Source organism: Mycolicibacterium sp. lyk4-40-TYG-92 (assembly GCF_030209435.1).
Classification (GTDB): Bacteria; Actinomycetota; Actinomycetes; order Mycobacteriales; family Mycobacteriaceae; genus Mycobacterium.
The window spans coordinates 359,388-385,942 of the sequence record NZ_JARVRX010000001.1 but is presented as its reverse complement, the minus strand read 5'-3'; the positions used below and the strand labels follow the sequence as shown (position 1 = coordinate 385,942).

The 26,555-nt window shown below is 64.9% G+C and carries 24 protein-coding genes; 7 read left to right on the top strand and 17 right to left on the bottom strand.

The window, feature by feature from the left end; translation table 11 throughout:
* Nucleotides 1-12: 12 nt before the first annotated feature.
* Genes QRN63_RS01930 through QRN63_RS01920 form a run of 3 tightly spaced genes read right to left on the bottom strand, consistent with a single transcriptional unit; the run spans nucleotide 13 to nucleotide 2,892 of the window.
* Nucleotides 13-759, bottom strand: a complete 747-nt coding sequence (locus tag QRN63_RS01930; RefSeq protein WP_285028984.1) for a class I SAM-dependent methyltransferase — start codon at nucleotides 757-759, stop codon at nucleotides 13-15.
* A gap of 11 nt (nucleotides 760-770) precedes the next feature.
* Nucleotides 771-2,024, bottom strand: coding sequence for a glycosyltransferase family 2 protein (locus QRN63_RS01925; protein ID WP_285028983.1), 1,254 nt, complete (start codon nucleotides 2,022-2,024; stop codon nucleotides 771-773).
* Nucleotides 2,025-2,064: 40 nt separating this feature from the next.
* Nucleotides 2,065-2,892: a polysaccharide deacetylase family protein gene (locus tag QRN63_RS01920; protein WP_285028982.1), complete on the bottom strand. Its 828-nt coding sequence runs from the start codon at nucleotides 2,890-2,892 to the stop codon at nucleotides 2,065-2,067.
* Nucleotides 2,893-2,980: 88 nt separating this feature from the next.
* Between QRN63_RS01920 and QRN63_RS01915 the strand changes: the two genes are divergently transcribed.
* Nucleotides 2,981-4,288 (top strand): acyltransferase family protein, encoded by a 1,308-nt coding sequence (locus tag QRN63_RS01915; protein WP_285028981.1) that lies wholly within the window; start codon nucleotides 2,981-2,983, stop codon nucleotides 4,286-4,288.
* Nucleotides 4,289-4,308: 20 nt separating this feature from the next.
* Here the strand turns inward: QRN63_RS01915 and QRN63_RS01910 are convergent, their stop codons facing one another.
* Complete coding sequence (locus tag QRN63_RS01910) at nucleotides 4,309-5,301, bottom strand: SGNH hydrolase domain-containing protein (protein ID WP_285028980.1); 993 nt, start codon at nucleotides 5,299-5,301, stop codon at nucleotides 4,309-4,311.
* Nucleotides 5,302-5,463: 162 nt separating this feature from the next.
* Between QRN63_RS01910 and QRN63_RS01905 the strand changes: the two genes are divergently transcribed.
* Nucleotides 5,464-6,297 carry a class I SAM-dependent methyltransferase gene (locus QRN63_RS01905; RefSeq protein ID WP_285028979.1) on the top strand — a complete coding sequence of 278 codons (834 nt, stop codon included), beginning with the start codon at nucleotides 5,464-5,466 and terminating at the stop codon, nucleotides 6,295-6,297.
* Between the two features lie 262 nt (nucleotides 6,298-6,559).
* Here QRN63_RS01905 and QRN63_RS01900 read toward each other — a convergent pair whose 3' ends face one another.
* The 3 genes from QRN63_RS01900 to QRN63_RS01890 all read right to left on the bottom strand — a co-directional run bounded on the left by QRN63_RS01900 (nucleotide 6,560) and on the right by QRN63_RS01890 (nucleotide 9,956).
* On the bottom strand, nucleotides 6,560-7,399 hold the full coding sequence (locus QRN63_RS01900) for a glycosyltransferase family 2 protein (protein ID WP_285028978.1): 840 nt from the start codon (nucleotides 7,397-7,399) through the stop codon (nucleotides 6,560-6,562).
* An 887-nt stretch (nucleotides 7,400-8,286) separates the two neighbouring features.
* Nucleotides 8,287-9,408: an HTTM domain-containing protein gene (locus QRN63_RS01895; RefSeq protein ID WP_285028976.1), complete on the bottom strand. Its 1,122-nt coding sequence runs from the start codon at nucleotides 9,406-9,408 to the stop codon at nucleotides 8,287-8,289.
* Nucleotides 9,405-9,956, bottom strand: a complete 552-nt coding sequence (locus QRN63_RS01890) for a hypothetical protein (protein ID WP_285028975.1) — start codon at nucleotides 9,954-9,956, stop codon at nucleotides 9,405-9,407. The genes QRN63_RS01895 and QRN63_RS01890 overlap by 4 nt, the downstream gene beginning before the upstream one ends.
* 48 nt (nucleotides 9,957-10,004) lie before the next feature.
* Here QRN63_RS01890 and QRN63_RS01885 point away from each other — a divergent pair, with 48 nt between their 5' ends.
* Nucleotides 10,005-10,280, top strand: a complete 276-nt coding sequence (locus tag QRN63_RS01885) for a hypothetical protein (RefSeq protein ID WP_285028974.1) — start codon at nucleotides 10,005-10,007, stop codon at nucleotides 10,278-10,280.
* Nucleotides 10,281-11,919: 1,639 nt separating this feature from the next.
* On the opposite strand, the gene QRN63_RS01880 is transcribed toward QRN63_RS01885, so the two are convergent.
* From QRN63_RS01880 to thiO, 6 genes are read right to left on the bottom strand one after another with little or no spacing between them, the layout of a single operon-like run.
* Nucleotides 11,920-12,663: an ABC transporter permease gene (locus QRN63_RS01880; protein ID WP_285028973.1), complete on the bottom strand. Its 744-nt coding sequence runs from the start codon at nucleotides 12,661-12,663 to the stop codon at nucleotides 11,920-11,922.
* Complete coding sequence (locus QRN63_RS01875; protein WP_285028972.1) at nucleotides 12,660-13,568, bottom strand: ABC transporter ATP-binding protein; 909 nt, start codon at nucleotides 13,566-13,568, stop codon at nucleotides 12,660-12,662. Before QRN63_RS01875 ends, QRN63_RS01880 begins: the two co-directional genes overlap by 4 nt.
* A gap of 34 nt (nucleotides 13,569-13,602) precedes the next feature.
* Nucleotides 13,603-14,373, bottom strand: coding sequence for an SGNH/GDSL hydrolase family protein (locus QRN63_RS01870; RefSeq protein ID WP_285028971.1), 771 nt, complete (start codon nucleotides 14,371-14,373; stop codon nucleotides 13,603-13,605).
* Nucleotides 14,370-15,113 (bottom strand): thiazole synthase, encoded by a 744-nt coding sequence (locus tag QRN63_RS01865; protein WP_267319020.1) that lies wholly within the window; start codon nucleotides 15,111-15,113, stop codon nucleotides 14,370-14,372. The genes QRN63_RS01870 and QRN63_RS01865 overlap by 4 nt, the downstream gene beginning before the upstream one ends.
* A 22-nt stretch (nucleotides 15,114-15,135) precedes the next feature.
* Nucleotides 15,136-15,333 (bottom strand): sulfur carrier protein ThiS, encoded by a 198-nt coding sequence (gene thiS / locus QRN63_RS01860; protein ID WP_285028970.1) that lies wholly within the window; start codon nucleotides 15,331-15,333, stop codon nucleotides 15,136-15,138.
* Entirely contained in the window at nucleotides 15,327-16,343 is a 1,017-nt protein-coding gene (thiO, locus tag QRN63_RS01855; protein WP_267318664.1) for a glycine oxidase ThiO, read from the bottom strand. The genes thiS and thiO overlap by 7 nt, the downstream gene beginning before the upstream one ends.
* Nucleotides 16,344-16,472: 129 nt before the next feature.
* Between thiO and thiE the strand changes: the two genes are divergently transcribed.
* Complete coding sequence (thiE, locus tag QRN63_RS01850) at nucleotides 16,473-17,153, top strand: thiamine phosphate synthase (protein ID WP_285028969.1); 681 nt, start codon at nucleotides 16,473-16,475, stop codon at nucleotides 17,151-17,153.
* On the opposite strand, the gene QRN63_RS01845 is transcribed toward thiE, so the two are convergent.
* Nucleotides 17,143-17,628 (bottom strand): NUDIX hydrolase, encoded by a 486-nt coding sequence (locus tag QRN63_RS01845; RefSeq protein WP_267319019.1) that lies wholly within the window; start codon nucleotides 17,626-17,628, stop codon nucleotides 17,143-17,145. The genes thiE and QRN63_RS01845 overlap by 11 nt on opposite strands.
* A 194-nt stretch (nucleotides 17,629-17,822) precedes the next feature.
* On the opposite strand from QRN63_RS01845, the gene QRN63_RS01840 reads away from it, so the two are divergent.
* From QRN63_RS01840 to QRN63_RS01830, 3 genes are read left to right on the top strand one after another with little or no spacing between them, the layout of a single operon-like run.
* The gene (locus QRN63_RS01840; RefSeq protein WP_267318662.1) at nucleotides 17,823-19,139 is read left to right on the top strand and encodes a GlnX family signal transduction membrane protein; all 1,317 of its coding nucleotides are present in this window, start codon (nucleotides 17,823-17,825) and stop codon (nucleotides 19,137-19,139) included.
* A gap of 8 nt (nucleotides 19,140-19,147) precedes the next feature.
* Complete coding sequence (locus QRN63_RS01835; RefSeq protein WP_285028968.1) at nucleotides 19,148-20,101, top strand: glutamate ABC transporter substrate-binding protein; 954 nt, start codon at nucleotides 19,148-19,150, stop codon at nucleotides 20,099-20,101.
* Nucleotides 20,101-22,404, top strand: coding sequence for a serine/threonine-protein kinase PknG (locus QRN63_RS01830; protein ID WP_285028967.1), 2,304 nt, complete (start codon nucleotides 20,101-20,103; stop codon nucleotides 22,402-22,404). Before QRN63_RS01835 ends, QRN63_RS01830 begins: the two co-directional genes overlap by 1 nt.
* 10 nt (nucleotides 22,405-22,414) lie before the next feature.
* On the opposite strand, the gene QRN63_RS01825 is transcribed toward QRN63_RS01830, so the two are convergent.
* Genes QRN63_RS01825 through pta form a run of 3 tightly spaced genes read right to left on the bottom strand, consistent with a single transcriptional unit; the run spans nucleotide 22,415 to nucleotide 26,546 of the window.
* Nucleotides 22,415-23,290: a cytochrome c oxidase assembly protein gene (locus tag QRN63_RS01825; protein ID WP_502888065.1), complete on the bottom strand. Its 876-nt coding sequence runs from the start codon at nucleotides 23,288-23,290 to the stop codon at nucleotides 22,415-22,417.
* A gap of 35 nt (nucleotides 23,291-23,325) precedes the next feature.
* A complete protein-coding gene (locus tag QRN63_RS01820; RefSeq protein ID WP_285028965.1) occupies nucleotides 23,326-24,450 on the bottom strand; it encodes an acetate kinase in 1,125 nt (374 codons plus the stop codon).
* Nucleotides 24,447-26,546, bottom strand: coding sequence for a phosphate acetyltransferase (gene pta / locus QRN63_RS01815; protein ID WP_285028964.1), 2,100 nt, complete (start codon nucleotides 26,544-26,546; stop codon nucleotides 24,447-24,449). The genes QRN63_RS01820 and pta overlap by 4 nt, the downstream gene beginning before the upstream one ends.
* Between the last annotated feature and the right edge of the window lie 9 nt (nucleotides 26,547-26,555).

Genomic DNA, 26,555 nt, shown 5'->3' with positions numbered 1-26,555 from the left:
CGCTTCCACACGTCACACAGTGGCTTCCACGATCAGCGATTCCACCCGGTTGGGTGTGTCGCCGACCAACGCGGCATGACGATCCGCACCGAGAAGCTCCGTGTGCTCCGACATATCGGGTCCGCAGCGTCTGATCTCCTGAAATCCTGATCGCTGCAACGCATTCCGTAGTGTCGCTTCGTCGTAGATGTAGCTGTGTCCCCAGGCCCGCATCACCCGATTCAACGTGTGCACAGGGCTGTCCATGTCGGCGCGCTCGGCGGGTGTGCCGAAAGTACGGTTACTCCACCGAACGTATTCCAGCACGTCAGCCTCAGTCGAATCTGGCAGCGAACGAACGACGTTCAAGTCGGGCGTCGACAGTCGGAGCACGCCACCCGGTTGCAGGACACGCCGGGCCTCTCGCAGAACCCGTAGACCGACATCATACGGTACCTGTTCAAACATGTGCTCGCACAACATGTATCGAAATGACGCCGAGGGAATGGGCCACTGCTTTGCGGCATCGAGGTACATGACCGACGGCTTCACGGGCACGAGATCCGTACACAACCAGCCTGGAAGCGTCATCGCGCCCGCGCCGAGCGACAACTTCCGCTTGTCCGGCGGCACAGCGCGCAGGTATCGAGCCAACTGACCTGGCCGTCGCGCGCGCCCGGCAAGCTGTAGCCCCAGCACCGCCACGCCATGCGCGGCCGGGATCTTCTGAAGCGCTTGCCCGGCTCGCTGCACCGCCGTTATCTGTACGTCGCTTTGCACTCGAATACCTTTCATCCAAGACCTTCGAGACGGCTGGTGTATTGGCCGGCGAGCGGACGCGCGCGGCGGTGTTGTCGGCGCGACCGTGCATAGGCCAATGGCCCGCGCAGCAATCCGGCAATCTGCGTGCGCCGCAGCCCGGCAGGTTGCTCCACGCCTTCGACTTCTGGGGCGCTCATCATGCCGCGCATGTGTAATGCCACGTCCCACATCCGTTTCAGGGCCATCGGCCGCAACTTGCGATCGCACGCCACCTTGGTGAGCCAGGCACCTAGTCCAAGACCGTAACCATGTGCCTGGGCAGCGAGCGCGGCCAGGTCGGATCGGTGGCGGTGCCATGCGATCACGGCCGGCTCGTAGATCAGCGGACGACCATCGAGTAGTACGCGAACGAACATGTCGATGTCTTCGCCACCGCCGGCGGGTGATCCGATCCCCAGACCCTCATCGAAACCGCCGAGTTCCAGAAGCACCGACCGTGGCATCGCGAAGTTCGCGCCGGCGCCGTACACCCCGACCTGGAACGGAAAGAGTCGATTGCCCGCAGGTGGCGCGGACATGTGGAAGCGTTCTCTCGTCAGATTCGACCAGTGCACCTGCTTCTCGAACATCCACTGGGTGGGTGTTCGCAACTCCCCGCTGGGCACGAGGCCGGTCACACAGCCGACCTCCGGCTCGGATCGCATCGCCATGTCGAACCACAGCAGCCACATCTTGTCGACGACGACATCGTCGTCGGTAAAAGCGATCAATTCCCCACGGGCAGATTTGATTCCGGCATTCCGTGCGCCCGAAAGCCCTGGCACAGGCTCTGAGATGGCTCGGACACGCGGGTCGGCAAGTCCGTCGACGTACCGCAGCGTGGAGTCATCGTCCGACGCGTTGTCGACCACGATGACTTCGAAGTTCGCGTAGTCGCACATCAACACCGAACCGAGAGCTTCCTTCAGGAGTTCCGCGCGATTACGCGTACAGATCACCACGGAGACCAACGGAGGATGGGCCGGCCCCCCGGAGAAGTGTTCCGACGACGGCCCGGAGTTCCATACCGACACCAGCGCGTCAAGTTCGGCACCGTCGATCTGACTGTCGGCGATACCGATCTCCAAGAAGGCGACCGGCCGGCGGTCTCGTCGGACCAAGAGCCGCGCGGTGCCGTAGCCATCCCCGTCAACGAGTTTGATGGATGGCGCGAAAGTCGCCGGAAGATCCAGCGCCCCAACCCACTTCGCCGATTCCCACGTGGGTGCCTCGCGTGCTTTCATTGCGGGCTCCAGGGCCGAAACTACACCAGGTGTCACACGATCACCGCCCTCGACCAGCGCGCATCGGACGCTTGCCAAGGACTGCGATGTCGGTCATCGGCCCACCGAGTTGTCGGCCCCACCGCCACAGCGTCGTTCGCAACGTCTCCCGGTAAGGCGCGATCCGTGCTCCGCCGCCGGAGAGCCAGGCCGCCATGCGCTCGGGGGTCGTCGTCGCCGCTACCGTCAGCCTGGCGAGCGCGAAGATGTCGTCGCCGTCAGAGCTGAATGCGTTCATCACCGCGCATGCCGACGCGTGGCCGGCCGCGGCGACCAACCTGCGGGTCTGTCGGCTCTGAAAGCCGTGCGGGTAAGCGAAACTCGGTATGGGCCGACCACAGGCCTGCTCGAGCATGTCCTTCGACTGCCGGAGCTCCTCGGCGACCTCACCTGCGCGCAGGGTGTCCAGCTGCCGGTGGGTATGGGAGTGCGCACCGATTTCCACACCCAGTTCCATCAGGTGGTCGAGCTCGGCCCAGTCCAACATCGGAGCGGGTGGAAGCGCCATTTTCGCGGGGCGCGGGCGTCCCTGGAGTGCACCGGTCGTGACATACAGCGTGCTGCGCAGCCCCCGCTCCGCCAGAATCTCCGCCGCACCCACGAAGTCGGCGAAACCGTCGTCGAAGGTGATCACCACCGGGCGCTGCGGCAGGCTCGCGTGCCCCGACAACGCAGCGCCCAACTCTGACACCGTCAGCGCCGTGCGGCCACTCTCCGCGACGAGGTTCAGGTGTTGAGCGAACGTCGCCGGCGAAACCGCATACGGCGCGATCCACGGTTCCGGGGCATCGGAAATCGAGTGGTAAAGCAGGATCGGTATCACTGTCACCGTCTCACTCCGACACTCTCCAGCAAATTTGGCTACATGCGCGATCGTAGCGTGACAGCATGGCATTCATCGCCAGCTCGCACAATTGATGCCAAAAATCAGCGAGCTGCCGGCCACGATGGGAGAGCTTGTGGCAACCAGAGAAAGCCGCATCGTCGGGCCATCGGCAGACGCCCGGCCAGTCCCCGCAGCTCCCGGTCCGAGCGCCACTGCGGGGCCGTCGGAGAAGTCGCCAACCGTCGCGTTCCGCAAAGATATCCACGGCATGCGCGCGGTGGCGGTGGCCCTGGTCGTCCTGTGCCATGCACACGTCCCCGGATTCTCCGGCGGGTTTGTCGGCGTCGATATCTTCTTCGTGATCTCGGGGTTCGTCATTACCGGTGTGCTGGTGCGCGACAACGGATTCGACCCGCGGAAGATGTTGGCGCGCTTCTATGCCAGGCGTGCTCGGCGCATTCTGCCGGCCGCTGGACTCGTCACCGTGTTGACCGTTGCCGCGACCTACGGCGCACTCGGGTTCGTTCGCGGATTCGCAACCGGCAGAGACGCGGTTTCAGTGGCCTTCTTCGTGTCGAACTACCACTTCATCGCCATCGGCACCGATTATGCCCAGGCGCGGATGCCTGCGTCCCCGCTCCAGAACTACTGGTCGCTGGCTGTCGAAGAGCAGTTCTATCTCGTCTATCCCGCCCTGTGCCTCCTCGCTCTCCGATTCGGCCGGCGCCGCTTCACACCGGCGCTCGCCGGCATGATGGCCGCGGTGATCATCTGTTCGTACGGTTGGTCGGTCCACCTGACTTCCGCCAATGCGACGGCCGCCTACTTCTCCAGCGCGGCACGTGCCTGCGAGCTCGGCGTCGGTTGCCTGACCTTTCTCCTCGGACCCAAACTCCGCAGCCTCCTCAGCGACAAATGGACGGCACCCCTGGGCTGGCTTGGAATGACATTAATTGCTTGGGCTGCAGTGCAATTCGATGCATCCACGCCTTACCCTGGCACGCTCGTCGCGCTACCGACGATCGGCAGCGCGTTGCTGATCGCCTCGGGTGCGTCTCCCAGCCGGCGCACGCCCGGTGTCCTGTTGGGCAACCGCGGCTTCCAGTGGATCGGGTCAATGTCCTACAGCATCTATTTGATTCACTGGCCGGTGTTCACGATCGCCGAGCAGTACTGGGCGACGCCGCTGACGGCTCCGGTGCGCACCGGACTGGTCGGAGCCACGCTGCTGTTGGCGTTGGTCAGCTATGTATCGGTCGAAAAGCCGATTTGGAAATCTCGGTACTTGTCGACACGCCCACTGCTATCGCTATGCATCTTCCCCGTTTTCGTGGTGACGATTCTCGCGGTCGTGATCGCGGAACAGGCTTGTGTCGGCTTGCCACTGCGCCTCTTTTGACCCCGACGCGCGACCGGCGGTCACTCCATCGCAGTTTGCAGCGCAGCGGCTAGCACACCCGACAAATAACGGGCGTAGTCGTGGGTCGTGTGATAGATGCCCGAGTAGGCGACTATGCCCTCGATCACCACCGGGCAGGTCTGCGCGCAGAACCAACGGGTGACGTCGATATAGAGGGCACCCGTAGCAGCGGCCGCAGCTTTGAGGGCATCGTTGGCATAGGCCGGAACAACGTCGCCCGCTTTCTCGGCGCAATGAGAAATATTGCCCGAGTTCTGTGCCAGGCACTCCCCGGCAGGTTTGGTGATGTGCGGAATATCCCCGAACAGAACCGTTCTGACGCCGGGCGGCACCTGGTGGATGGTGTCCACCAACGCGTCGCGCCAAATCTCTGGCGTGAACGTCCGGTCCGGCCCGGCGATGCCCTTGTCGCCGTCGTACCAGCCCGCCAGGAGCACCACATCAGGCTTGAGCGACCTGACCTGATCCATCCGCCACCGCTGCCAGTCGTTGCACTCCGTCAAGTCTCGCTTTAGCTGCCACTGGTAATAGGTCATCGTCGCGGGACCGCAATTGTCCTTGGCCAACACGATGATTCGCCAGCCTGTGCGTCGGCCGACGAAGTCCAGCCCACGTGCCCACATCGATGCGTTCGAGTCACCCAACACCACCATCGTCCGCGTTCCGGTGACTGCTCCGAGAGTGCACGACTTGATATCCGCGAGCGCGCTGACTTCGTAATCGGGGTTACAGCCAGGAACAGCCCACAAACTGCTGTCATCCTCGGCCGATTTGACGAGCTGCTCAGGGGTGATCCACGGCGGGATGTCTTTCGCGATTTCCGCTTCCTTCACCGCGGCGGTGACCTGGCTATCGGTGGCCGGAATGCTGTCGATCGTTACTGACGGTGGCCTGGCCGCACTCCCTGATCGGCCGCAGCCAGCAATCATTGTCACCAGAGCGATGCTGATGACAATCCACAAAGCCAGACCTCGCACAGGGGATTTGCTCACGCATTCCTTCCTGAAAACAACACCGTGTGGGTAGTCTATGCGGATGCCGGCATATCGCCTACTCCGGCTTCATATCAACGCAATTCGCCGATCATGTGGTGTCGGCACTGCGTATTGAGCCGTTCCCGGCAGCGATGGGCGATACCGAGGAAAGAGACGTCGGTGCAGATTCTCGAGAGGATTGCCAACACCCAAGCGACGGCCGAAGTACTGGCCGTAGCAAACCGCGTACTGGAAAGACGAACCAGCCGGGCCGCCCTCAACCTTCCGGGCGCCGAGGACTACGTTTCATATTCACGAACGGTTCCCGGTTGGTTCTCCGCGACAGACTTCCGGCTATTCGATTTCATGCTGGGTCGTCAACTCTCCGAGGCAACCAAGGGAGACATCCTCGAGATAGGCTGCTATCAAGGTCGAAGCACGATTCTGCTGGGATATGCACTCCGAGATGAAGATCAGTTGGTGGTCTGCGATCTGTTCGGGGCGGATCCCGACAATTTCGGAGCCCCACAGGAGGGCATGGCGGCCTATGACGGGCTGACAGCCGACCGCTTCTATCACCACTACGGCCGGTTTCACGAAGACCGTCCGCAAGTGGAGATCTGCCCTTCCACACAACTTCGGGACCGGATCACGAGCAGGTCATTTCGCTTTCTCCACATTGACGGAAGTCACGCCTACGACAGTGTCTGCGCAGACATCGCGTTGGCCGTCGCACACGCCACGGCTGGAGCCGTCGTGGTGCTCGACGACTACAGGTCACCACATACCCCCGGTGTGTCCGCCGCAACGTGGGAGGCCGTCGCCGCAGGCCTTCTCTACCCGTTCTGCATATCGGAAATGAAGTTGTACGCCACCGTGTCCGCAAGCGAACACGCGGCGTGGATGGCAGCCTGCAGCCGACTCAGCACCGACCGCGCGTGGGACTCCGAGGTGCATGAGGTGCGCGGTCGCGGGCTGGTCCGCCTGAGTTACCGCAGCCGAATTCCGAGCTAGGGCTCTCCGACCCCGCCAACGCCGTGTCGTTCGCATTGCGAGATTTCTCTGTTCGCGGGGGTAACTTTGTCTTGGTGAGCGTCGGCGTCTGCATCTGTGGCCATGAACGCGCCTGCCACGAGCACTACCGAGCGGGCACCGAATGTGTCCGTTGTGACGACTGCCGCCATTTTCGACCGGCAGCTGCGGGCAAGCAGCGCTGGAGGTGGGCGAACCTGCTCACGCGGCCTCGCCGCTGAGATCTCCAGCCGGGGAACCGCTCTCACGCACCGCGGACAAATGCGAGGTCACCTGCGTCTGGCGGCTTCACCGACTGCAATCTTGCAACCGTGGCCGGCGCGCTATCGCGCGAAGCTCGACGGTTGCGAAATTCCGAGCCGATTGTGCTCAACACTCGCAATCCGTCAGATACCGCATTGAGGTTGCTGATGCCGTGGATCCGGCTGTATTCATGACTGCACACTTCGATCACGTTCAGCTCGCTGCCGGCAACGCGCACATTGATGAGGGTCTCGATCTCGAACCCGTCGCCCCATTGCGCGCAGTCTGCAGCGATGCTGGGCAACTGCATTGCGTCCAGGCACCGACGCCAGAACGCGTTGTACCCGTAACACAGGTCGGTGTACTTGGTACCGAAGAGAAAGTTCACCAAGCCATTGAGCGCCTTGTTGCCGACTCGACGGAGTTTCGTGATGTCCTCACTGCCGCCGCCCTGGATGAAACGGGATCCTTTCGCGAAATCCGCACCTGCCATCAAAGCGCCCACGTAACTGGGAATCTCAGCGGGATCGGTGCTGCCGTCCGCGTCGATCATCACGATGATGTCGCCGGACGCGGCTGCGAACCCGCATGCCAGCGCGTTACCCTTCCCGGTCCGAGTCTGATCGACATGTACAGCAGTGGGCCATAATTCACGCGCAACCGCGGCGGTGTTGTCGACCGACCTCCCGTTCACGAAGACGATCTCGTCGATATCGAACGGCATCCGCGATGCCACGTGTGGGAGATTTCGTTCTTCGTTCAGCGCGGGAATGACGACCGAGACCGTCGGCCGGACCGACGGGGGCGACGACGCGTCGCGAATGCAGCTGACGTTATCCATCGAGATCTCCTGAGTGACGTCGCAGGTACACGTTCCGAGGTGCGTGCATCAAGCCGAGGGCTGGCGCCGCGCGACCGACCAACGAGACTTCCGTCCCAACTACCGCTTGCGGGCACTCGTAGCGACCCGCTGAGGAGGTAGCCGAGAAGGCGGCCTCAAGCTCCGCGCCCACTGAGCGCGTCGGGACCGCCACATACCCATCGAATATCGATGAGAGGAAGTCAATTTCAGTCATCATCAGACCTCTTTTCCGACCGCCCCGATGCAGCCGGTGAACTCATGTTGATCCTATTATGCGATTAAGTCAATGTTCGCTGAATGCGGAAAATTGGCGGCCTTATCGACATAGCTCAGGCGGCGATTGCCACATTTTAATCAACTTCAGAGAATAATTTTCACGACAGCAAGATCGCAGTACCACATACCCGCCTTGAGCATCGCGCCACCGCCGCCCGATGGCTACTATCTGCGCACTTCAGAGGAGTGCCGCGTGGTTCTTTGACGGACGTGATGCATTTCAAGTATTAGGTACAGAATTTTACGGGAGCAACAAAAAATCAGATTGGCCGATATACATCCGCCGTCGAAATTTATTCGATCTGACTATTAACGCATTTGCTGTATTTGCGGATGTCACAAATATTCATACCTTCGGACTACCCCTTGCTTTCACAATATCGATCACAAAAGCAATCGACGGGCGCCGTGCGAAGGTTGCCGGCGAGCGGGATCAGAGCAGAAAGCGTGCCGTCGACACAAACCCGCACAGACACTCGGAAATCCTATGCGCTGTATTTGCCGGGTAAGCACTCAGATGAAATCGCGAACCATGCCGCCGGCAGAATGGTCCAGACAGCACCGGCCGCCGCCACAGACGCGCCGACCGATCAGTCGCGCTGCAGGATCGAGAGGGCCTCGTTGCCGTTCACCTCAGCAGGAGAGGTGGCGTCACTCGCGGCGTGCCGGCCGGTCGGCAAAACGTTGTTGTCTCCTTCGGCCGCAGGCGATTCCGTCGTTCGCTCGACACCAGCAACGGCGCCGTCATCAGCCACAGGTTTGGCGGTGACCTCGCGGCGAAGGATTCGTTGCGCAACCGAACTGAGCCATCTGTGAACGTCGTCCACCAGCGCCTCGGACCGCTGCCACGGCATGAACGAGAGGTACAGCACAAATATGGCCAGCGAAAAGAACCCCACGACCATGGTCAGGAGGATGGTCAGGTGCAGGAACACACCGGCGAGCAAAACCTTTGTGCGCCAACGTTTGTTCCATACGAAGACACCGAGCGAGAACTCCACCAGCAGAGTGCCCCACGTCATCGCATTACCGATCAACGGGCTGGTGGATATCCATGCCGGGCTCGGCAGCAAGAGCATGTCGTCGAGTCGCAGCGTGTAGGACACAGCAGAGCCGTTCTGCCATGTATCGCCGTGCAACTTCGCAATGACCGTGGTGATGTAGATGATCGATATCTGGACCTGCATCAGACGCAGCGGCCATATCTTGATGTCCTGAGCGGACCAGAAGGATCCGAAGCGACGACGCTGGTCCAACGACAGCGCCGCACCACACGGTGACAGCGCCAAATACAGTGACAGGATTCGGATCAATCCATCGCCCGAGTTGAAGATCCAGGGATTGCGGCGCTCGAACGACATGATCATCACGAACACCAGGAAGGTTGCCAGTTTGGTGTGCCAGCCGACGATCATGACCAGCGACGCCACCATCAGCACGATCCAGCCGGCCAGCAAGGCCGTGTCACCCGGCCAGCGGTAGAACACGCCCCACAGGAATTCATACGTCGGTGGCTGCGGCACAATGCCGTTGACGCTGAACTTGTCGTAGAGGCCCATGCCGAGCTCGAGCGACCACAGGAAAGCCAAGAGGCCGAAAGCAATCCGGATTATCCCCAGCGTGTAGGCCGGCTCCGTACTGAACCAGAAAGTCCGCCAACCCTGCACCGCGTTGCGGCCCGATTCCCGCAACATTGCCACCGGAGCGATCATGACGCAGCCCCAAACTTCCAGTCGTACAAGATCTTCTGCTCATGCTCTTCTGGAGCATTGGATCCGGGAGGCCGGAGCTTGCGGGTATCGGAGAAGATCGTCACGCCGACCGGGTGCTCCCCCGGCTGCATCAATTTTCGAACGACCCACATCGCATATGCAGGACGGGTAACCGGCTCGTTGATCAATTGTTCTTTGAACTTGCGCCACCGATCCCAGTAGAACTGGCCTACCAGTGACCGGTCGCCTTCAAGTTTCCAAACCCGCCGTGCGCCACTGTCATAGAGCACGGCAGTCTCTACTTCCGGCACCGACAGTGGCGGGTTCGGTGAGAACATTCCCCACGTCTGATCCAAGCCGGTGAACCGAGCTATCGGCTGCAACTCCGGCATCATCACGTCCTTGACGGGCGAGGCGGGGATGGTCCAGATCACCGCCACCGTCAGCATGATGATGATGCCGAAGCTGGCGAAAGCCTCCCGCAGGTTGGACCTGCGGGAGGCATGCCGCCCCAGCGACTTTTCTGCAAAACGTCGCGACCGGGACATTCTCAGCATCGTAGAACCGGCAAACCCTAGATCTGGACGTTTCCGCCAGTGAGGATGCCCAAGATGCCGTTACCGACGTTCACCACGAAGTCCAGGATGCTCTGCAGGAGACTGAAGAGGAAGCTGAACAAGTTGCCGCCAGGCGCGGGGGTCCCGGTCGTCGAACTTGCCGTGGTTGAACTTGCCGTGGTCGAGCTCGCCGTGGTTGAACTCGCCGTGGTTGAACTCGCCGTGGTCGTCGGGCCGGTGGTCGACGAGTTGCCGTTCGACGAGTTGCCGTTCGAGTTCCCGTTTGACGATTGGCCGTTCGAGCTGGACGACTGACCATTGGAACTCGACGACTGACCATTCGAGCTCGACGACTGGCCGTTCGAGGACGACGACTGACCGTTCGAGCTGGACGACTGACCATTCGAGGACGACGACTGGCCGTTCGAACTCGAGGACTGACCGTTCGAGCTCGAGGACTGACCATTCGAGGACGACGACTGACCGTTAGAACTCGACGACTGACCATTCGAGGACGACGACTGACCATTCGAGCTCGACGACTGGCCGTTCGAGCTGGACGACTGACCATTCGACGACGTACTGCCAGTCGAAGTCGAACTCGACGACTGACCGTTAGACGACGACGACTGACCATTCGAGCTGGAAGACTGACCATTCGACGACGAGGACTGGCCGTTCGAGCTGGACGACTGACCATTCGACGACGTACTGCCAGTCGAAGTCGAACTCGACGACTGACCGTTAGACGACGACTGACCATTCGAGCTCGATGACTGACCATTCGAGGACGACGACTGACCGTTCGACGAAGACGACTGACCCGTAGTGGTCGACTGGCCAGTGTTACCCGTCGTAGTCGACTGCCCGTTGGAGCTGGAAGATTGTCCGTTCGAGGACGACGACTGACCGTTCGACGAAGACGACTGGCCATTGGTGCTCGTCGACGATGTCGACGAACCACTCGAACCAGTCGAGCTGGACGACTGGCCGTTCGACGAAGACGACTGACCATTCGACGAAGACGACTGGCCATTGGTGCTCGTCGACGATGTCGACGAACCACTCGAACCAGTCGAGCTGGACGACTGGCCGTTCGACGAAGACGACTGACCATTCGAACTCGACGACTGGCCGTTCGACGACGACGACTGACCATTCGTCGACGTACTCGGGGCCAAGGGAAGGTCGGCGACCGTCCCGTAGCCCGCTGAGGCAAGCTCCACTCTGTAGTCATTGGTTGGCAGCTGGCAGTAGACGCCAGCGGTGATTGCTAGAGAGCCGGCGAGCAGCCTGGCTCCCGCTCGGCGAATCGGGTACGTCGGCCGTACCTTGGATCCCGCCGAAGTTGAATCTTTTTCACTCATCATCAGGCTCCTCTCCGGCCGCCCCGATGCCGCCGGAATTCCAATGTTGGACCTGCATATGCGAATAGTCAACGTTCGCTGAGAAAGCAATGTGATATCTACCACTATGGAATATTTCCGCCGAACGGGCGTGAATTCGACGCTCTCGACTAATCAAGATCGAGAAATAGAAATAATTTACAGCAACAGATAATTAACGTACGAGCAGTATGTTCTATACTCACTTTCCATCATATATGCAGGTCAAACGCGCATTTTTTCGTCGAAATGACGGACTTGACGCATTAATAGCAACTCTCCAGCTGAACCAATGCTGACGCCCAGCTCGCCATCGAACGGACCAAACACAACTCAGAAGCAGCACCCGAAGGCGATAATTGACCTCATTGCGTAAATGTTTGCAGTTCGCGAGAAATTTACCCGCATTGGTCAGCTGTTGCGTAAATAAACTGTTCGAATACCGGCTCTTGCACCACGGTGACCCGTGCCCGGAAGTCGAGCCGCCCCGAGGCCGGCAGGCCCGCACGCCGCCCGTAAACCGATACAGGCCGTACCAAGAGAGAGAATTTGCTGAAACCGACCGATGGCTACGGATCGCGGCGGGTGACCACCACGAGCGCCAGCAGGAACACCGCCGCGGCAACGGCGGCGAAGTAGAGGACCGCACCGACCGGTCCCCACCACAACGAGAACGTCTGGAACCAGGGGGTCTTGGTGAAGGTGTAGGCGTTCCCGAAAGGCAGCCACGGTCCCACCCGTGCGCCGACCTGAGGCAGCGCACCGAGCACCGGTTCCACGACGAACGGCATCAACAACACAACCGCGACCACCGCCGCGGCGTGCCGCAACAAGCCGCCCAGACCGACCGCCAGAACCGCTCCCAGCACGGCATACAGGGACATGGCGCCGATGGCGCGCCACACGTCGGCGCTCGCGAAGGACAACTCCGCCCCCTGCTCGGCGGTCACCAATGACGCCGCGAACGCGATCGAACCCGCCACCATGAGCGCGGTGACGACGGCGGAAAGCGCCGCCATCACAATCGCTTTCGCCGCCAGCGCCCACGCCCTGTTGGGGGTGGCCAGGAACGTCGTGCGGATCATGCCGGAGCGGTATTCACCGGTGACCGACATCGCGGACAGGATCATCAGCACCGGCACACCGAAGACACTGACGCCGATGGCCGCCCGCTCCGGCTTGAGCACCCCGTGGGGACCCAGCGCGGCCGCCTGTATCGCGGCGAAACCCAGTCCCAGAACCACCACCGCCAGGATGAGCCAGATCGGCGATCGGGTGGTCTGCAGCTTGATCCGTTCGGCGTTGATGGTCATGGCGCACCCACTGCCCGGTAGTCGACGGCGTCGTCGGTCAGTCGCATGTACGCCTCCTCCAACGAGGCCTGCTGGGCGGCCAGTTCGTGCAGCACGATTCCGTGGCTGGCAGCCAACTCCCCCACCTGCTCCGTCGAAACTCCGCGAACCAGAAGTACGCCACCGGAGAGTTGAGCGGAAGCATCCTGCGCCGTCAGCAGCTCTTGAAGACGCTCGACCTGCGGGCTGCGCACCCGGATGGTGTCGCTCCCGGAGCTGGTCAGGAACTCCGCCATGGTGCTCGAGCTGATCAACTGTCCCCGCCCGATCACCAGAAGCCGGTCCGCGGTGTTCGCCATCTCGGCCAGCAGATGACTGGACACGAGCACCGTCCGGCCCTCAGATGCCAAGTCCCGCATGAGCGTCCGAATCCACCTGATGCCCTCGGGGTCCAGCCCGTTCACCGGTTCATCGAACAGCAGCACTTCGGGATCACCCAACAACGCCACGGCGATGCCCAGCCGCTGCGACATCCCGAGCGAGAATGTGCCGGCCTGTTTACCCGCGACATCGGTCAATCCGACGATGTTCAGTACTTCATCGACGCGGGCCTTCGGCAGCTTGTTGCTGGCGGCCAGCCACCGCAGGTGGGCCCGGGCCGTGCGGTTGGGATGCACCTGCCGGGCATCGAGCAGGGCACCGACGCTGCGCAGCGGATGCTTCAGGTCGTGATAGGTCTTGCCGAGCACCGTCGCGGTGCCGGAGGTCGGCCTGTCCAGTCCGACGATCATGCGCATCGTGGTGGACTTGCCGGCGCCGTTCGGTCCGAGGAAACCGGTGACGAAACCGGGCTCGACGGAACAGGTCAAATCATCGACGGCACGTTTGCGCCCGAAAACCTTTGTCAATCCCGTCAGCTGGATCATCGCCGGCCAACCCCCTTGCCTGATGGCACCGCCATCAGGCGCACGATACGCGTTTGATCACCATCTGCGCGACGGCGCGCATACCCGCGGCATTGGGATGTAATGGCGCTACCCGGCCCGGTAGCGGCAGGTGGAACGCCGTGGTCCAGGGATCGGCAGACCACGCGTGGTGCGCGCGGCTGGCATCCGCGACCGGCACCAGTTCACAACCGGTGTCCGCGGCGGCCGCGGCCGTCAGCTCGGCGAGCCGAGCGGCGAGGTGCCGGCCCAGATCGGCATCGACCGCACCGATCGGTGGCGCGGGCACGCCGGCCGGTGGCAGGAGCGTCAGGTAGTCGACGAACAACACCCGGGCCTGCGGCGCACGTCGACGCACCTCTCGCCCAACGCTTTTCAACGACTCACCCACGACGTCGAGGGCCTGGTCCCGCGCCGCCTGGTCGAGCAGTCCGCGCAGCCGCCCGCCGGCGAAGGGTACCGACCGCAGGAATCGGGGCAGACAGGCGGCCCCGAGCATCGGCACATAGCCGGCGTCGTTGCCGCCGATGGTGATGGTGACCAACGACTCCGATCCGTCGAGCGCGTCCACCTGCGGCGGCGCACCGAACTGCCGATCGGTGAGCACGTGGGCGGTGGTGGCGCCCGAAAAGGTCACGTCGACAAGGTCGTAACCGAGACGAGCGGCCACCAGGTGCGGGTAGTTGACTGCCGATCTGCCGGATCGCTTGGGCGCGTCGGGGGCGCCCGGCGCGATGCCGGGCCCGGCAGCCATCGAACTACCGAGGGCGACGTACCGCGGCGTCACAGCGCCGGACTGGATGCCTGTGCCCAGAACCGCTTGGGCACGCGACCGGCCCGCGACGCCAGCCGGCCTGCGGTGACCGCGGCGGCCATGGCGGCGGCCATCATCGGCGGATCCGAGGCCCGGGTCACCGCGGTCGCGAGAAGCACTGCGTCACAACCCAGTTCCATGGCCAATGCGGCGTCGCTGGCCGTGCCGATGCCGGCGTCGAGCACCACCGGCACCCCGGCTGCCGCGACAATCATCTCGATGTTGTGCGGGTTGGAGATGCCCAGCCCCGTGCCGATCGGGGCGCCCAACGGCATCACCGCCGCGCAGCCGGTGTCCTCCAGCCGCCGCGCCAACACCGGGTCGTCGTTGGTGTAGGGCAGGACGACGAAGCCGTCGTCCACCAATTGCTCTGCGGCGCGGACCAATTCGATCGCGTCCGGCAGCAGCGTGCGCTCGTCGGCGATCACTTCGAGTTTCACCCAGTTGGTCTGCAGCGCCTCGCGCGCCAGTTGAGCCGTCAGCACGGCTTCGGCCGCACCGCGACAGCCAGCGGTGTTCGGCAGGGCCGCGATGCCGAGCTTGTTCAGCAGATCGAGTACGCCGGTGCCGGTTTCGGCGTCGACGCGCCGCATCGCGACAGTGGTCAGCTCGGTACCGGAGGCGACGAGCGCCTCCTCCAGAATCGACAGATTCGCCGCACCGCCGGTGCCCATGATGAGCCGGGAACCGAACTCCCGGTCGGCGATGCGCAAGACGTCAGCTGACGTACAGACCTCACCCACCTTGCACCGCCGTCACGATCTCGATCTTCGCGCCCTCGGCGAGGACGTCGTCCCACTCCGACCGGGGCAGCACCGTCCAGTCGACGGCGACGGCGATGCCCTTGTCCGGAAAGCCCAGTGCGCCAATCAGTTCGGCCACCGTAGTGCCTTCGCCAATCTCCACGCTCTCATCGTTGACTGTGATCAGCACAGTGCCACCTTCTCTTTCGCATCGCCGGCCAACAGTTCTGAAATCCGTTGTGCCGTCCACGCGGCCAGCAAGAAACCGTTCCGCCCGTGCCCGGTCGCCGACAGGGTGCGGTCGTCGAGCCAGCCCACGATCGGCAGGCCGTCCGGGGTCATCGGCCGCAGTCCCGCAGCGCATTCGGCCAGTTCGTATTCGCCGAGCGCAGGGATCACCGCACACGCGTCGTCAAGGATGTCGCGCACGCCGGTGACGGCGGGCGCGGTGTCGCGGCCGTGCTCGTACTGCGTGGCCCCCGCGACGACACCGTCCGCGCGTGGCACCAGATACACCTGCCGCCCATGCACCCGGGCACGAATCACCCGCTGCGGCACCGGCATACAGCCTTTGCGCCACCGCAGCCGCAGAATCTCGCCCTTCACCGGACGCACCGGCAGCCCGGGCCACAGCGCCGGAGCGTCGATCCCGTTGGCCAGCACAGTGATATCGGCGTCGCGCGTCTCGTCCAGCGAACCGACCGGTCCGGCCCATTGCACACCGAGGCGATCGCAGTGCGCGATGAGGCCCTCGACCACCAGCCGGTTGTCGACGGCCAATTCGGTCTCCGCACGGAAGCCGTGCCGAATCCCCTGCGCCAGCAACGGTTCGACGTCCCGGGCAGCGGTGGTCACCGTGACGGGGTGCCCCTGCGCCGCCAGCCACTCGGCGACCGTGCGGATGTCGGCCGCGTCCGCCCGGTCGACCGCCACGACCAGCGAGTCGCGGGCCGTCACCGCGTCGTCGGGCAGGCCGTCGAGAAAGCCGTCATGCCACAGGGCCAGGGAGTCCAGCCCCAGCTGCAACTGATCCTGCTCGCCCGGCCAGCCCTCGGAGTGCGGGGCGAGCATGCCGCCGGCCACCCACGAGGCGCCGAACGACCCGGTCCGGTGCACGCGCACCGACCACCCGTCGAGCGCCGCGCGCCGGGCTACAGCCAGACCGATGACGCCGCCGCCGACGACAGCCAGCGATCGCATATTCCTATCTCCCTTCGCCGGCATGATCCGGATCAGGTGTGACGGTAAGGGTAGGACGACCCCACTCTCAGCCCCCGGTCCTGGGACTCCCGTGTGTGCGGCGTCCACGGTAGTCGCTACCGTCGCGCTGTGTCTAAAGCCTTCGAGCGTCTGCAGTCCGCGTCCCTGTACCTGTGCACAGACGCCCGCCGGGAGCGCGGCGACCTGGCTGAATTCGCCGATGCGGCACTCGCCGGCGGGGTCGACATCATCCAGTTGCGCGACAAGGGCTCGGCCGGAGAGGCACAGTTCGGTCCGCTCGAAGCCAAGCAGGAGCTGGAGGCGCTGGAGGTGCTGGCCGACGCGGCACGGCGGCACGGCGCGCTGTTCGCGGTGAACGACCGGGCCGACATCGCCCGCGGCGCCCGCGCTGACGTGCTGCACCTGGGCCAGGACGATCTGCCGCTGTCGCTGGCCCGCGACATCGTCGGGCCGGATCCGCTGCTCGGCCGCTCGACGCATGACGAGCAGCAGCTGGCCGTCTCGGTGACCGAGGACGTCGACTACTTCTGCGTCGGCCCGTGCTGGCCGACGCCGACCAAGCCGGGCCGCACTGCGCCGGGACTGGATCTGGTCCGGGCGGCGTCCAGAGCAGTCACAGCGTCGGGCTCAACCAAGCCCTGGTTCGCCATCGGCGGCATCGACCTGGCGCGCGTCCCCGAAGTGGTGGCCGCCGGCGCACGGCGCATCGTGGTGGTCCGGGCGATCACCGCCGCCGAGGACCCGGCCGCCGCGGCCCGGGCGCTCAGGCAGGCGCTTCCTACGAGCTGAGCGGGATACCCGCCGTCACGCTGCGCAGCTGTTCCCAGCTGGCGGCGAACCCGGGGTGCAGCGGCAGCGAGGCGACGTCATCCTCGGAGACCCAGCGCAGCTCGACGCTCTCGCGGTTGGGCACCGTCTCGAGTTGTTCGGGCGCGTCGGCGATCACCGTGGTGTAGGTCCACACCTCGCCCATCGCGATCGCGGTGACGACCGTGGTCCGGACCGTCAATTGATGCGCCTCCAACCCAGCTTCTTCATAGGCCTCGCGGACCGCGGCCTCCTCGACGGTCTCGTGGCTGTCGCGCGCCCCGCCGGGCAGTGCCCAGGTGCCGCCTTGATGGCTCCACGGCGCGCGGTACTGCAGCAGCACCGCCGCTCCGCCGCCCGGCTGCGGCGCCCGCAGCAGAAGTCCGGCCGCACCGTGGCGACCCCAGAAGTGGGAGCCGTCAGCCGCGAGCACCCATCCGTCACCGTCGCCCTGCACGAAACCCACAATAGGACTCTCCCAATTGATGCCAAGTCCGATGTTGGCTGAGTCGGCACGTCGGGCTTGGAATCTCGAAGATTTGCGCACCGGGCCGACCGGGAATCCACCCCCTACGCGCCGCAAGCTCTTAGACTTCTTTTAAACGAGTTCGGCAGGGCCAACGGGTCAGGAAAGTTGAGGTCGGCGCACACGTGACGGTGGAGTTGGCGCACCCTTCGACCGAGCCCGTGGTTTCTCGGTCCGCCGGGACTCCCGCGCACACTCGATGGTGGTTCATGTGGACCACGCCCGGCCGCATCCTACTGATCGGGTTGATGCTGGCCAGCCTGGTCCTCGCCTGCGCCTTCGCCACCTCGACCACGATCCACGCCCGCCAGCAGGGGCTGACCACGGTCCTCGATCACACCGAGCCGCTGGCGTTCGCGGCCGGCCAGCTCTACACCACGCTGTCGGTCGCGGACGCCGCCGCTGCCACCGCCTTCATCGCCGGCTCGGAGCCGGTGGATCTCCGGCAGCGCTACGAGCAGGCGATCACCGACGCCGCCGTCGCTGTCACCGCCGCGTCCAGTGGCCTGACCGACGAGCCCATGGTGAAAGTGCTCGGGCACATCAATGCCGAGCTGGCGGTCTACACCGGCCTGGTGGAGACCGCCCGGACCAACAACCGCGCGGGCAACCCGGTGGGTTCGTCGTACCTGTCCGAGGCGTCGTGGCTGATGCAGACGCAGATCCTGCCCGATGCCCAACGGCTCTACGAGAACACCTCGGCGCGCGTGAACTCGGAGACCAGCGGCTCGTCGCAGGTGCCCGCGCCGGTGCTCCTGGTGGTGGCCGCGACGCTGATGTTCGGCTTCTTCTCGAACCGCTGGCTGGCCCAGCACACCCGGCGGCGCGTCAACATCGGTTTCGTCGCCGGCGGCATGGCGGTGCTGATCATGATCATCTGGATCGGGGCGACCCTCATCATCTCGACCACGGACACCCGGCATGCGCGCAACGCCGCCTCGTCACTGCAAACCGTGACGAGTATGGCGATCACGGCGCAGCAGGCGCGGGCAGACGAGACGTTGTCGCTGATCCGGCGGGGCGACGAGAGCGTGCGCAAGCAGTCCTACTACCACCGCGTCGACGACCTCCAACAGCGGCTGGCGGAGTACATGCGGCGCCCCGGTGCGATCGGCAAGGACGACCTGACGGGCGCCGACCAGCTGATCCGCCGCTGGCGCGCCGCCGACGACCGGATCAACGCCTACATCTCCACCGGCAATTACCAGTCCGCCACCCAGGTGGCCCTGGGCACCAGCGAAGACGATTCGACGCCGGCCTTCGACAAGCTCGACGAGGCGCTCGCAAAGGGCATCGACGAGAGCCGCAAGCAACTGCGCAGCGACATTCTGAACGGACGCCAGGCGCTGTCCGGAGCGACCGTCGGCGCGGCGGCACTGAGCCTCGCCGCGGCACTCGCGGTGGCGCTCGGGCTGTGGCCGAGGTTGAGTGAATACCGATGAGTTTCACGATGCGTTCTCGGTTGATCCCGGCGTTGGTCGCGGTGCTGGTGGCCGCCGGCTGCAGCGAGGCCCCACCGCCCGTCGCACCGCAGAGCATCACCATCGCACCGCCGACACCGGCGGGCATGGAGGTGCAGACCGCGGTTCCGGACCTGGGCCCCGAAGACAAGTCGGACTGCACCGCGAGCCTGCGGCCGTTCCCGACACCCGAGGCCGCGGCGGCGGCCGTCACCAACATCAAGGAGCGCGGCCGGCTGATCGTCGGGCTCGACATCGGCAGCAACCTGTTCGCGTTCCGCGATCCGATCACAGGGCAGATCACCGGATTCGACGTCGACATCGCCGGTGAGGTGGCCCGCGACATCTTCGGCACGCCGTCACAGGTCGAGTACCGCATTCTGTCGGACAATGACCGGATCTCGGCGCTGCAGCACAACCTCGTCGACATCGTCGTCAAGACCATGAGCATCACCTGCGACCGGCGCAAGCTCGTCAACTTCTCGGCCGAGTACTTCTCCGCCAAACAGCGGATCCTCACCACCCGGAGCTCCGACATCCGTAGGCCCACGGACCTGCCGGGGAAGCGGGTGTGCGTCGTGAAGGCCACCACCTCCAAGGCCCGGCTGCAGCGCATCACCCCGCCGCCGGTCCTCGTGGAAGCGGTCACCTGGGCGGACTGCCTGGTGGCATTGCAGCAGCGCCAGGCCGACGCCGTGTCGACCGATGACGCGATCCTGGCCGGCCTCGTGGCGCAGGACCCGTACCTGCACATCGTCGGCCCCAACATGGCCGAGGAGCCGTACGGCATCGGGATCAATCTCAACAACACCGGGCTGGTGCGGTTCGTCAACGGGACGTTGGAGCGGATTCGCCGCGACGGCACATGGAACACCTTGTACCGCAAGTGGTTGACCGTGCTCGGCTCGACGCCGAACCCGCCCGTACCGAGGTACAGCGACTGATGTCCGAAAGCGAAGCGACGACAGGTCCCGTGGAGCCGGGTCCTGTGGAGCCGGGCCCCGTGGAGGCGGGTCCTGATACCGACCCGGGCACCCAGGCCGTCGAGGTGACATGGGATTCGCTGGCCACGTTGCGGCCGATGGGCACGCAGGCGGTGTTCCGGCCACTGTTCGACGACTCGATGAGCATCCCGGTACCTATTCCGCCCGAACGCGATTCGGCACCAACCAACCTCGTCACCGCGACCACCCGGGTCTCCCCCATCCGGCGCCTCGGCGGCGGCCTGGTCGAGGTACCGCGGGTGGTGGACCAGGATCCGCTCGCCGCATTGATGACCGATCCCGTGGTGGCCGAGGCCAAACGGTTCTGCTGGTCCTGCGGCAAGCCCGTCGGCCGCTCCGAGAACGGCGAACCCGGCCGGTCGGAAGGATCATGCCCGCACTGCGGCGCCGCGTATTCGTTTCTGCCGCAACTGAGTCCGGGCACCATGGTGGCCGACCAGTACGAGGTCAAGGGTTGCATCGCCCACGGTGGACTGGGCTGGATCTACCTGGCACTGGACACCAACGTCAACAACCGGCCGGTGGTGCTCAAAGGCCTCGTGCACTCCGGCGACGCCGAGGCGCAGGCCATCGCCATGGCCGAGCGGCAGTTCCTGGCCGAGGTCACCCATCCGGCGATCGTCAAGATCTTCAACTTCGTCGAGCACGCCGACAAGCACGGTGACCCGGTGGGCTACATCGTGATGGAGTACGTCGGCGGCACCTCGCTGAAGCAGGCCAAAGGTGCCAAACTGCCGGTGGCCCAGGCCATCGCCTACATGCTGGAGATCCTGCCGGCGCTTGGCTACCTGCATTCGATCGGGCTGGTCTACAACGACCTCAAGCCCGAGAACATCATGCTGACCGAAGAGCAGCTCAAGCTCATCGACCTCGGCGCGGTGTCACGCATCAACTCGTTCGGATTCCTCTACGGCACACCGGGCTATCAGGCGCCCGAGATCGTCCGCACGGGGCCGACGGTCGTCACCGACATCTACACGGTCGGCCGCACCCTCGCCGCCCTGACGCTGAACCTCAAGACCGACAAGGGCCGCTACGTCGACGGGCTGCCCGAGGACGATCCGATTCTCCTCCAATACGATTCGTTCGCCCGGCTGTTGCGCCGCGCGATCGACCCGGACCCGCGCCGGCGGTTCGGCAGCGCCGAGGAGATGTCGGGGCAGCTGCTCGGCGTGCTCCGCGAGGTCGTCGCCCGGGACACCGGGACGCCGCGCCCGGGCCTGTCGTCGGTGTTCAGTCCGTCACGGTCGACATTCGGGGTCAACATGCTGGTGGCCCACACCGACGTGTACATCGACGGACAGGCGCACACCGAAAAGATCACGGCCCCAGAGATTGTTCGCGCACTGCAGGTGCCGCTGGTCGATCCGGCCGACGTCGGTGCGGCCGTGCTGTCTGCCAGCCTGCTGAGCCAGCCGGTACAGACCCTGGATTCGCTGCGCGCAGCCCGCGAGGGCTCCCTCGATTCGGAAGGGGTGGACCTGTCGACATCGGTCGAGCTGCCTCTGATGGAGGTACGCGCACTGCTCGACCTCGGCGACGTGGCCAAGGCCAACCGGAAGCTGGAGAACCTGGCCGACCGGATCGGCTGGCACTGGCGGCTGGTGTGGTTCCGCGCGGTGGGCGAACTGCTGTCCGGCAACTACGAATCCGCGACAAAGGATTTCACCGAGGTACTCAACACCTTGCCGGGCGAACTGGCGCCGAAGGTGGCTTTGGCGGCCACCGCCGAACTGGCCGGAACGGAAGCCGAGCGGCCGTTCTATCAGACGGTGTGGAACACCGACAACGGCATCATCTCAGCCGGTTTCGGCCAGGCCCGGGCGCAAGCGCTGGCCGGCGACCGGGAGGCCGCGGTTCATACCCTCGACGAAGTTCCGGCCACCTCGAGGCATTTCACCACGGCGCGGCTGACCAGCGCCGTCACACTCCTGTCGGCGCCGACGACCGCCGAGATCACCGAACGCCAAATCCGTGATGCCGCACGGCGAGTGGAGGCACTGCCGGAAACCGAACCGCGCGTGCTGCAGATCAGGACACTGGTCCTGGGCACGGCTCTGGACTGGCTGGCCGACCACACCGCCAGCACCAACCACATCCTGGGTTTCCCGTTCACCGAGCACGGTCTCCGCCTCGGCGTGGAGGCCTCCCTGCGCGCGCTGGCCCGGGTCGCGCCGACCAAGGCGCACCGCTACGCGCTGGTCGACCTGGCCAACAACGTGCGACCGATCAGCACGTTCTAGCTCAGCGTGATCAGCGGTAACGGTCCCGCAGCTGCGGATCGTTCTGCCACCAGAGTCCACTCGACGGTGCGTCGATCTCGGGGTCGTCAGCAGCGGCCGACGGCGGGGTGGCCACAGCCGCGTCGAGTTCGGCATCGACCTCGGCCGCTTTGCGTCGTTCGTCAGAACCCAAGGCGCGCATCAGCAGCAGGATGAACGGCACGCCCACGACGTCGCCCAGAATCCACAGGATGCCCGCGCCGTAGCTCTGGTCCTGGCGGATACTCGGCCCGAAATCACGATGTAGTGCCGCGTAGTAGTCGTAGGCGACCACCGGGCCCAGCCACAGCACCAGCCCGAGTAGGCCGTCCCCCAGCCCCTCGGCCACGCTGATCCCAATGGACAGCAGCGGCGGGTAACGCCGGGGCACCGGGTCGACCTGGAGACGGGCGTAGAAGTAGCCGAAACCGATGCCCAGCAGGACAAGTCGGGTCAGCGACGCGAGCGGGCCGGTCATCGAGGCGACGTACCACGGCGTCAGGTACAGCAGCCACGGCGTCGCCAGCATCAACACCGACGTCACCGGAGGCGACAGAAGTACCCGCGCGACAACGGAATTCAGCACCGGGTCGAGCACTGCGCCCAGCATCGAGACCGGACGACTCAGCGCCAGGAAGAACGGCACCACGTACAGCAGGAGCAGGACCTGCAGCGCGCGGACCCAGAACAGCAGTGGCGCATAGACCGCGACGGCGCTGAGGGTCGCCAACGCCCACACCGCGACGGCGATACCGAAACACCACCATTGGGCACGAGACGCGCGCCGGCGCAGCCGCAGCAGCGCGCCCGTGCCGAGCAGTATCAGCGCCACGGCTACAGGGTCGAACGTCCCGGTCAGTAAGGGCACGAGCGCAAGCTACGCCCCCACCCTGGCAGGTTCCTTCAAGAAACCTTGCAGACCTCGACGCAGGCCCGCGCGATTGCCAGCTCTTCGTTGGTGGGGATTACCAGCACGCTCACCGGTGAGGTGTCGGTGGAGATCCGCCGGGCGCCGCGCACCGGGGACAGATTGCGCTCCTCGTCGACCTCGATCCCGAGCGCCAACAACCCGGCAAGCGCGTCGCGGCGGACGGCGGCGTCGTTCTCGCCCACCCCGGCCGTGAAGGTGATGACATCGGCCCCGCCCAGCAGCGCCAGGTAGCCGCCGATGTACTTGCGCAGCCGGTGGATATAGACGTCGTAGGCCAGCTGGGCCGCGCTGTCGCCCGCGTCCATGCGCTTGTGCAGCTCGCGGAAATCGGTGGCACCGCCCAGTCCCGATACGCCCGAGTGGCGGTTCAGGAGGACATCGATGTCCTCGACCGACATCCCGGCGGTGCGCGACAGGTACATGATGATGCCGGGGTCGACGTCGCCGGAGCGCGTCCCCATCACCAGACCCTCCATGGGCGTCATGCCCATCGAGGTGTCGATCGGCCGCCCGCCGGCGATCGCCGAGGCCGACGCCCCGTTACCCAGGTGCAGGACAATCTGATTCACCGATTCCAGGGGCAGGCCCAGGAACTGCGCGGCCTGTTCGCTGACGTACTGGTGTGACGTGCCGTGGAAGCCGTAACGGCGGATGTGCCACTTATCGGCCACTTCCCGGTCGATCGCGTACTCGGCAGCAGCCGCGGGCAGGTCGTGGAAGAACGCCGTGTCGAACACCGCGACGTGGGGAACGTCGGGCAGGAGCTTGCGGGCCGCGTTGATGCCCAGCAGCCCCGGCGGATTGTGCAGCGGCGCCAGCGGGGCAAGCTCTTCGAGTTCGGCGACCAGCTCATCGCCGATCAGAGTCGGCCGGTAGAACCGCCGGCCGCCATGGACGACGCGGTGCCCGACGGCCGCGACGTCGTCGACCGACACCCCGGCCGCACTCACCGCATCGAACACCTGCTGCAAGGCCTTCGGGTAATCGTCCACCCGCTCGATCACGCCGTCGGCCAGCGAATCGCCCGAACCCGGTTGCACCAAACGGTATTTCACCGACGACGAGCCGCAGTTGAGTACCAGTACCGGCCCGCTCATCTCACTCCTTGAGCCTGAATCGCCGTGATGGCAACGGTATTGACGATGTCCTCGACCAGCGCACCCCGGGAGAGATCGTTCACCGGCTTGTTCAGCCCCTGCAGCACCGGGCCGATCGCGATGGCACCGGCGCTGCGCTGCACTGCCTTGTAGGTGTTGTTGCCGGTGTTCAGGTCCGGGAAGATCAGTACCGTCGCCCGGCCGGCCACCGGCGAATCCGGCATCTTGGTCGCCGCGACCGACGGCTCCACCGCGGCGTCGTACTGGATGGGCCCTTCGACCAAGAGCCCGGGATCCCGCTGGCGGACCAATTCCGTTGCCGCCCTGACCTTGTCGACGTCGGCACCGGTCCCCGAGTCGCCGGTCGAGTAGGACAGCATCGCCACGCGCGGCTCGATGCCGAACTGCGCGGCGGTCTGCGCCGAACTGATCGCGATGTCGGCCAACTGCTCGGACGTCGGGTCCGGCACGATCGCGCAGTCGCCGTAGGCCAGTACCCGATCCGCCAGGCACATCAGGAAGATGCTCGACACCGTCGAGATGTCGGGAGCGGTACGGATGATCTCGAATGCCGGGCGCACGGTGTGGGCGGTGGTGTGCGCGGCACCGGACACCATGCCGTCGACCATGTTGTTGTGCACCAGCATGGTGCCGAAATATGAGACGTCGTGGATGATTTCGCGGGCCTGCTCAAGGGTCACGCCCTTCTTCTTGCGCAGTTCGGCGTACTGCGCCGCGAACTGGTCACACAGCTCACTGGTTTTCGGATTCAGCACCACGGCATCGGACAGGTCCAGGCCCAGCTCGGCAGCCCGCGCCCGCACCGTCGGCTCGTCGCCGAGGATCGTGAGGTCGGCGACCGAACGGGCGAGCAGCCGGCCCGCCGCCCGCAGAATCCGGTCATCGTCGCCTTCCGGCAGCACGATGCGCCTGCGGTCCGCCCGGGCGCGGTCCTGCAGCTGGTGCGTGAACATCTGCGGTGTGACGACCGACGGGATCGGAACCGCAAGCTGAGCAAGCAGATCCGCCACGTCGACATGTTCGTCCATCAGGGCCAGCGCGGTGTCTACCTTGCGCAGTGACGTGGCCGTCACCCGGCCCTTCGCCGTCGACGCGGCGCGGGCGGTGTCATAGGTGCCCAGATCGGTGGCCACGATCGGCAACCGCAGCCCAAGGCCCGCAACCAGTTTGGCGATCGACGGATGCAACGGCAGGCCGCCGTTGAGGATGAGGCACGAGATCGACGGAAACCCCTCCGCCGCATGGGCGCTGGCGATGGCCAGCACCACGTCGGAGCGGTCGCCCGGCGTGATGACGGCCATGGAATCGCGCAGTCGCTCCAGGCAGTGCTCGGCCGTCATGCCGGCGACCATCATGCCCATGACCTCGCGGGTCAGCAGCTCTTCGTCACCGCTGATCAACGTGCCCTGCACCGCGTCCCGCAACTCCGCCACCGTCGGCGCGGCCAGCAGCGGCTCCTCCGGCAGCACATAGCTTTTCGGCGTGAACCGCTGCAGCGCGGCAGCCACGTCGGCGAGCTCGTCCGGCGCACACCGGTTGGCGACCACCGCAGCGGTGTGCGCGTGCTGGGCCGCGAGCTCGGCAAGGCACAGCTCCACCACGTGCGCCACCTCGGCCGGGGTGCGATCCGCGGCACGCACCGAAAGCAGCACCGGTGCACCGAGATTCACGGCGATGCGGGCGTTCATCGACAACTCGCTGGGCGAGGCGACGTCGGTGTAGTCGCTGCCGACGATCACCACCGCACCACATTTGTCCGCGACCCGGTGGTAGCGGTCGACGATGTCGGCGATCGCCGCATCGGGATCGTCGTGCAACTGCTGATAGGTGACACCGGCGCAGTCGTCGTACTCCAAGCCCGCGGTGCTGTGCGCGAGCAGCAGGTCCAAGATGTAGTCACGGCCCGTTCCCGCGCGCACGATGGGGCGGAACACCCCGACATTGGCGACCGTGGCCGCCAGGCGGTGTAACAGCCCCAGCGCAATGGTCGACTTGCCGGTGTCGCCCTCTGGTGAGGCGACGTAGATCGCGGATGAGGGCTTGCGCGAAGACCATGTTTCGGTGGCGTCTGGCACTGCGTCAGC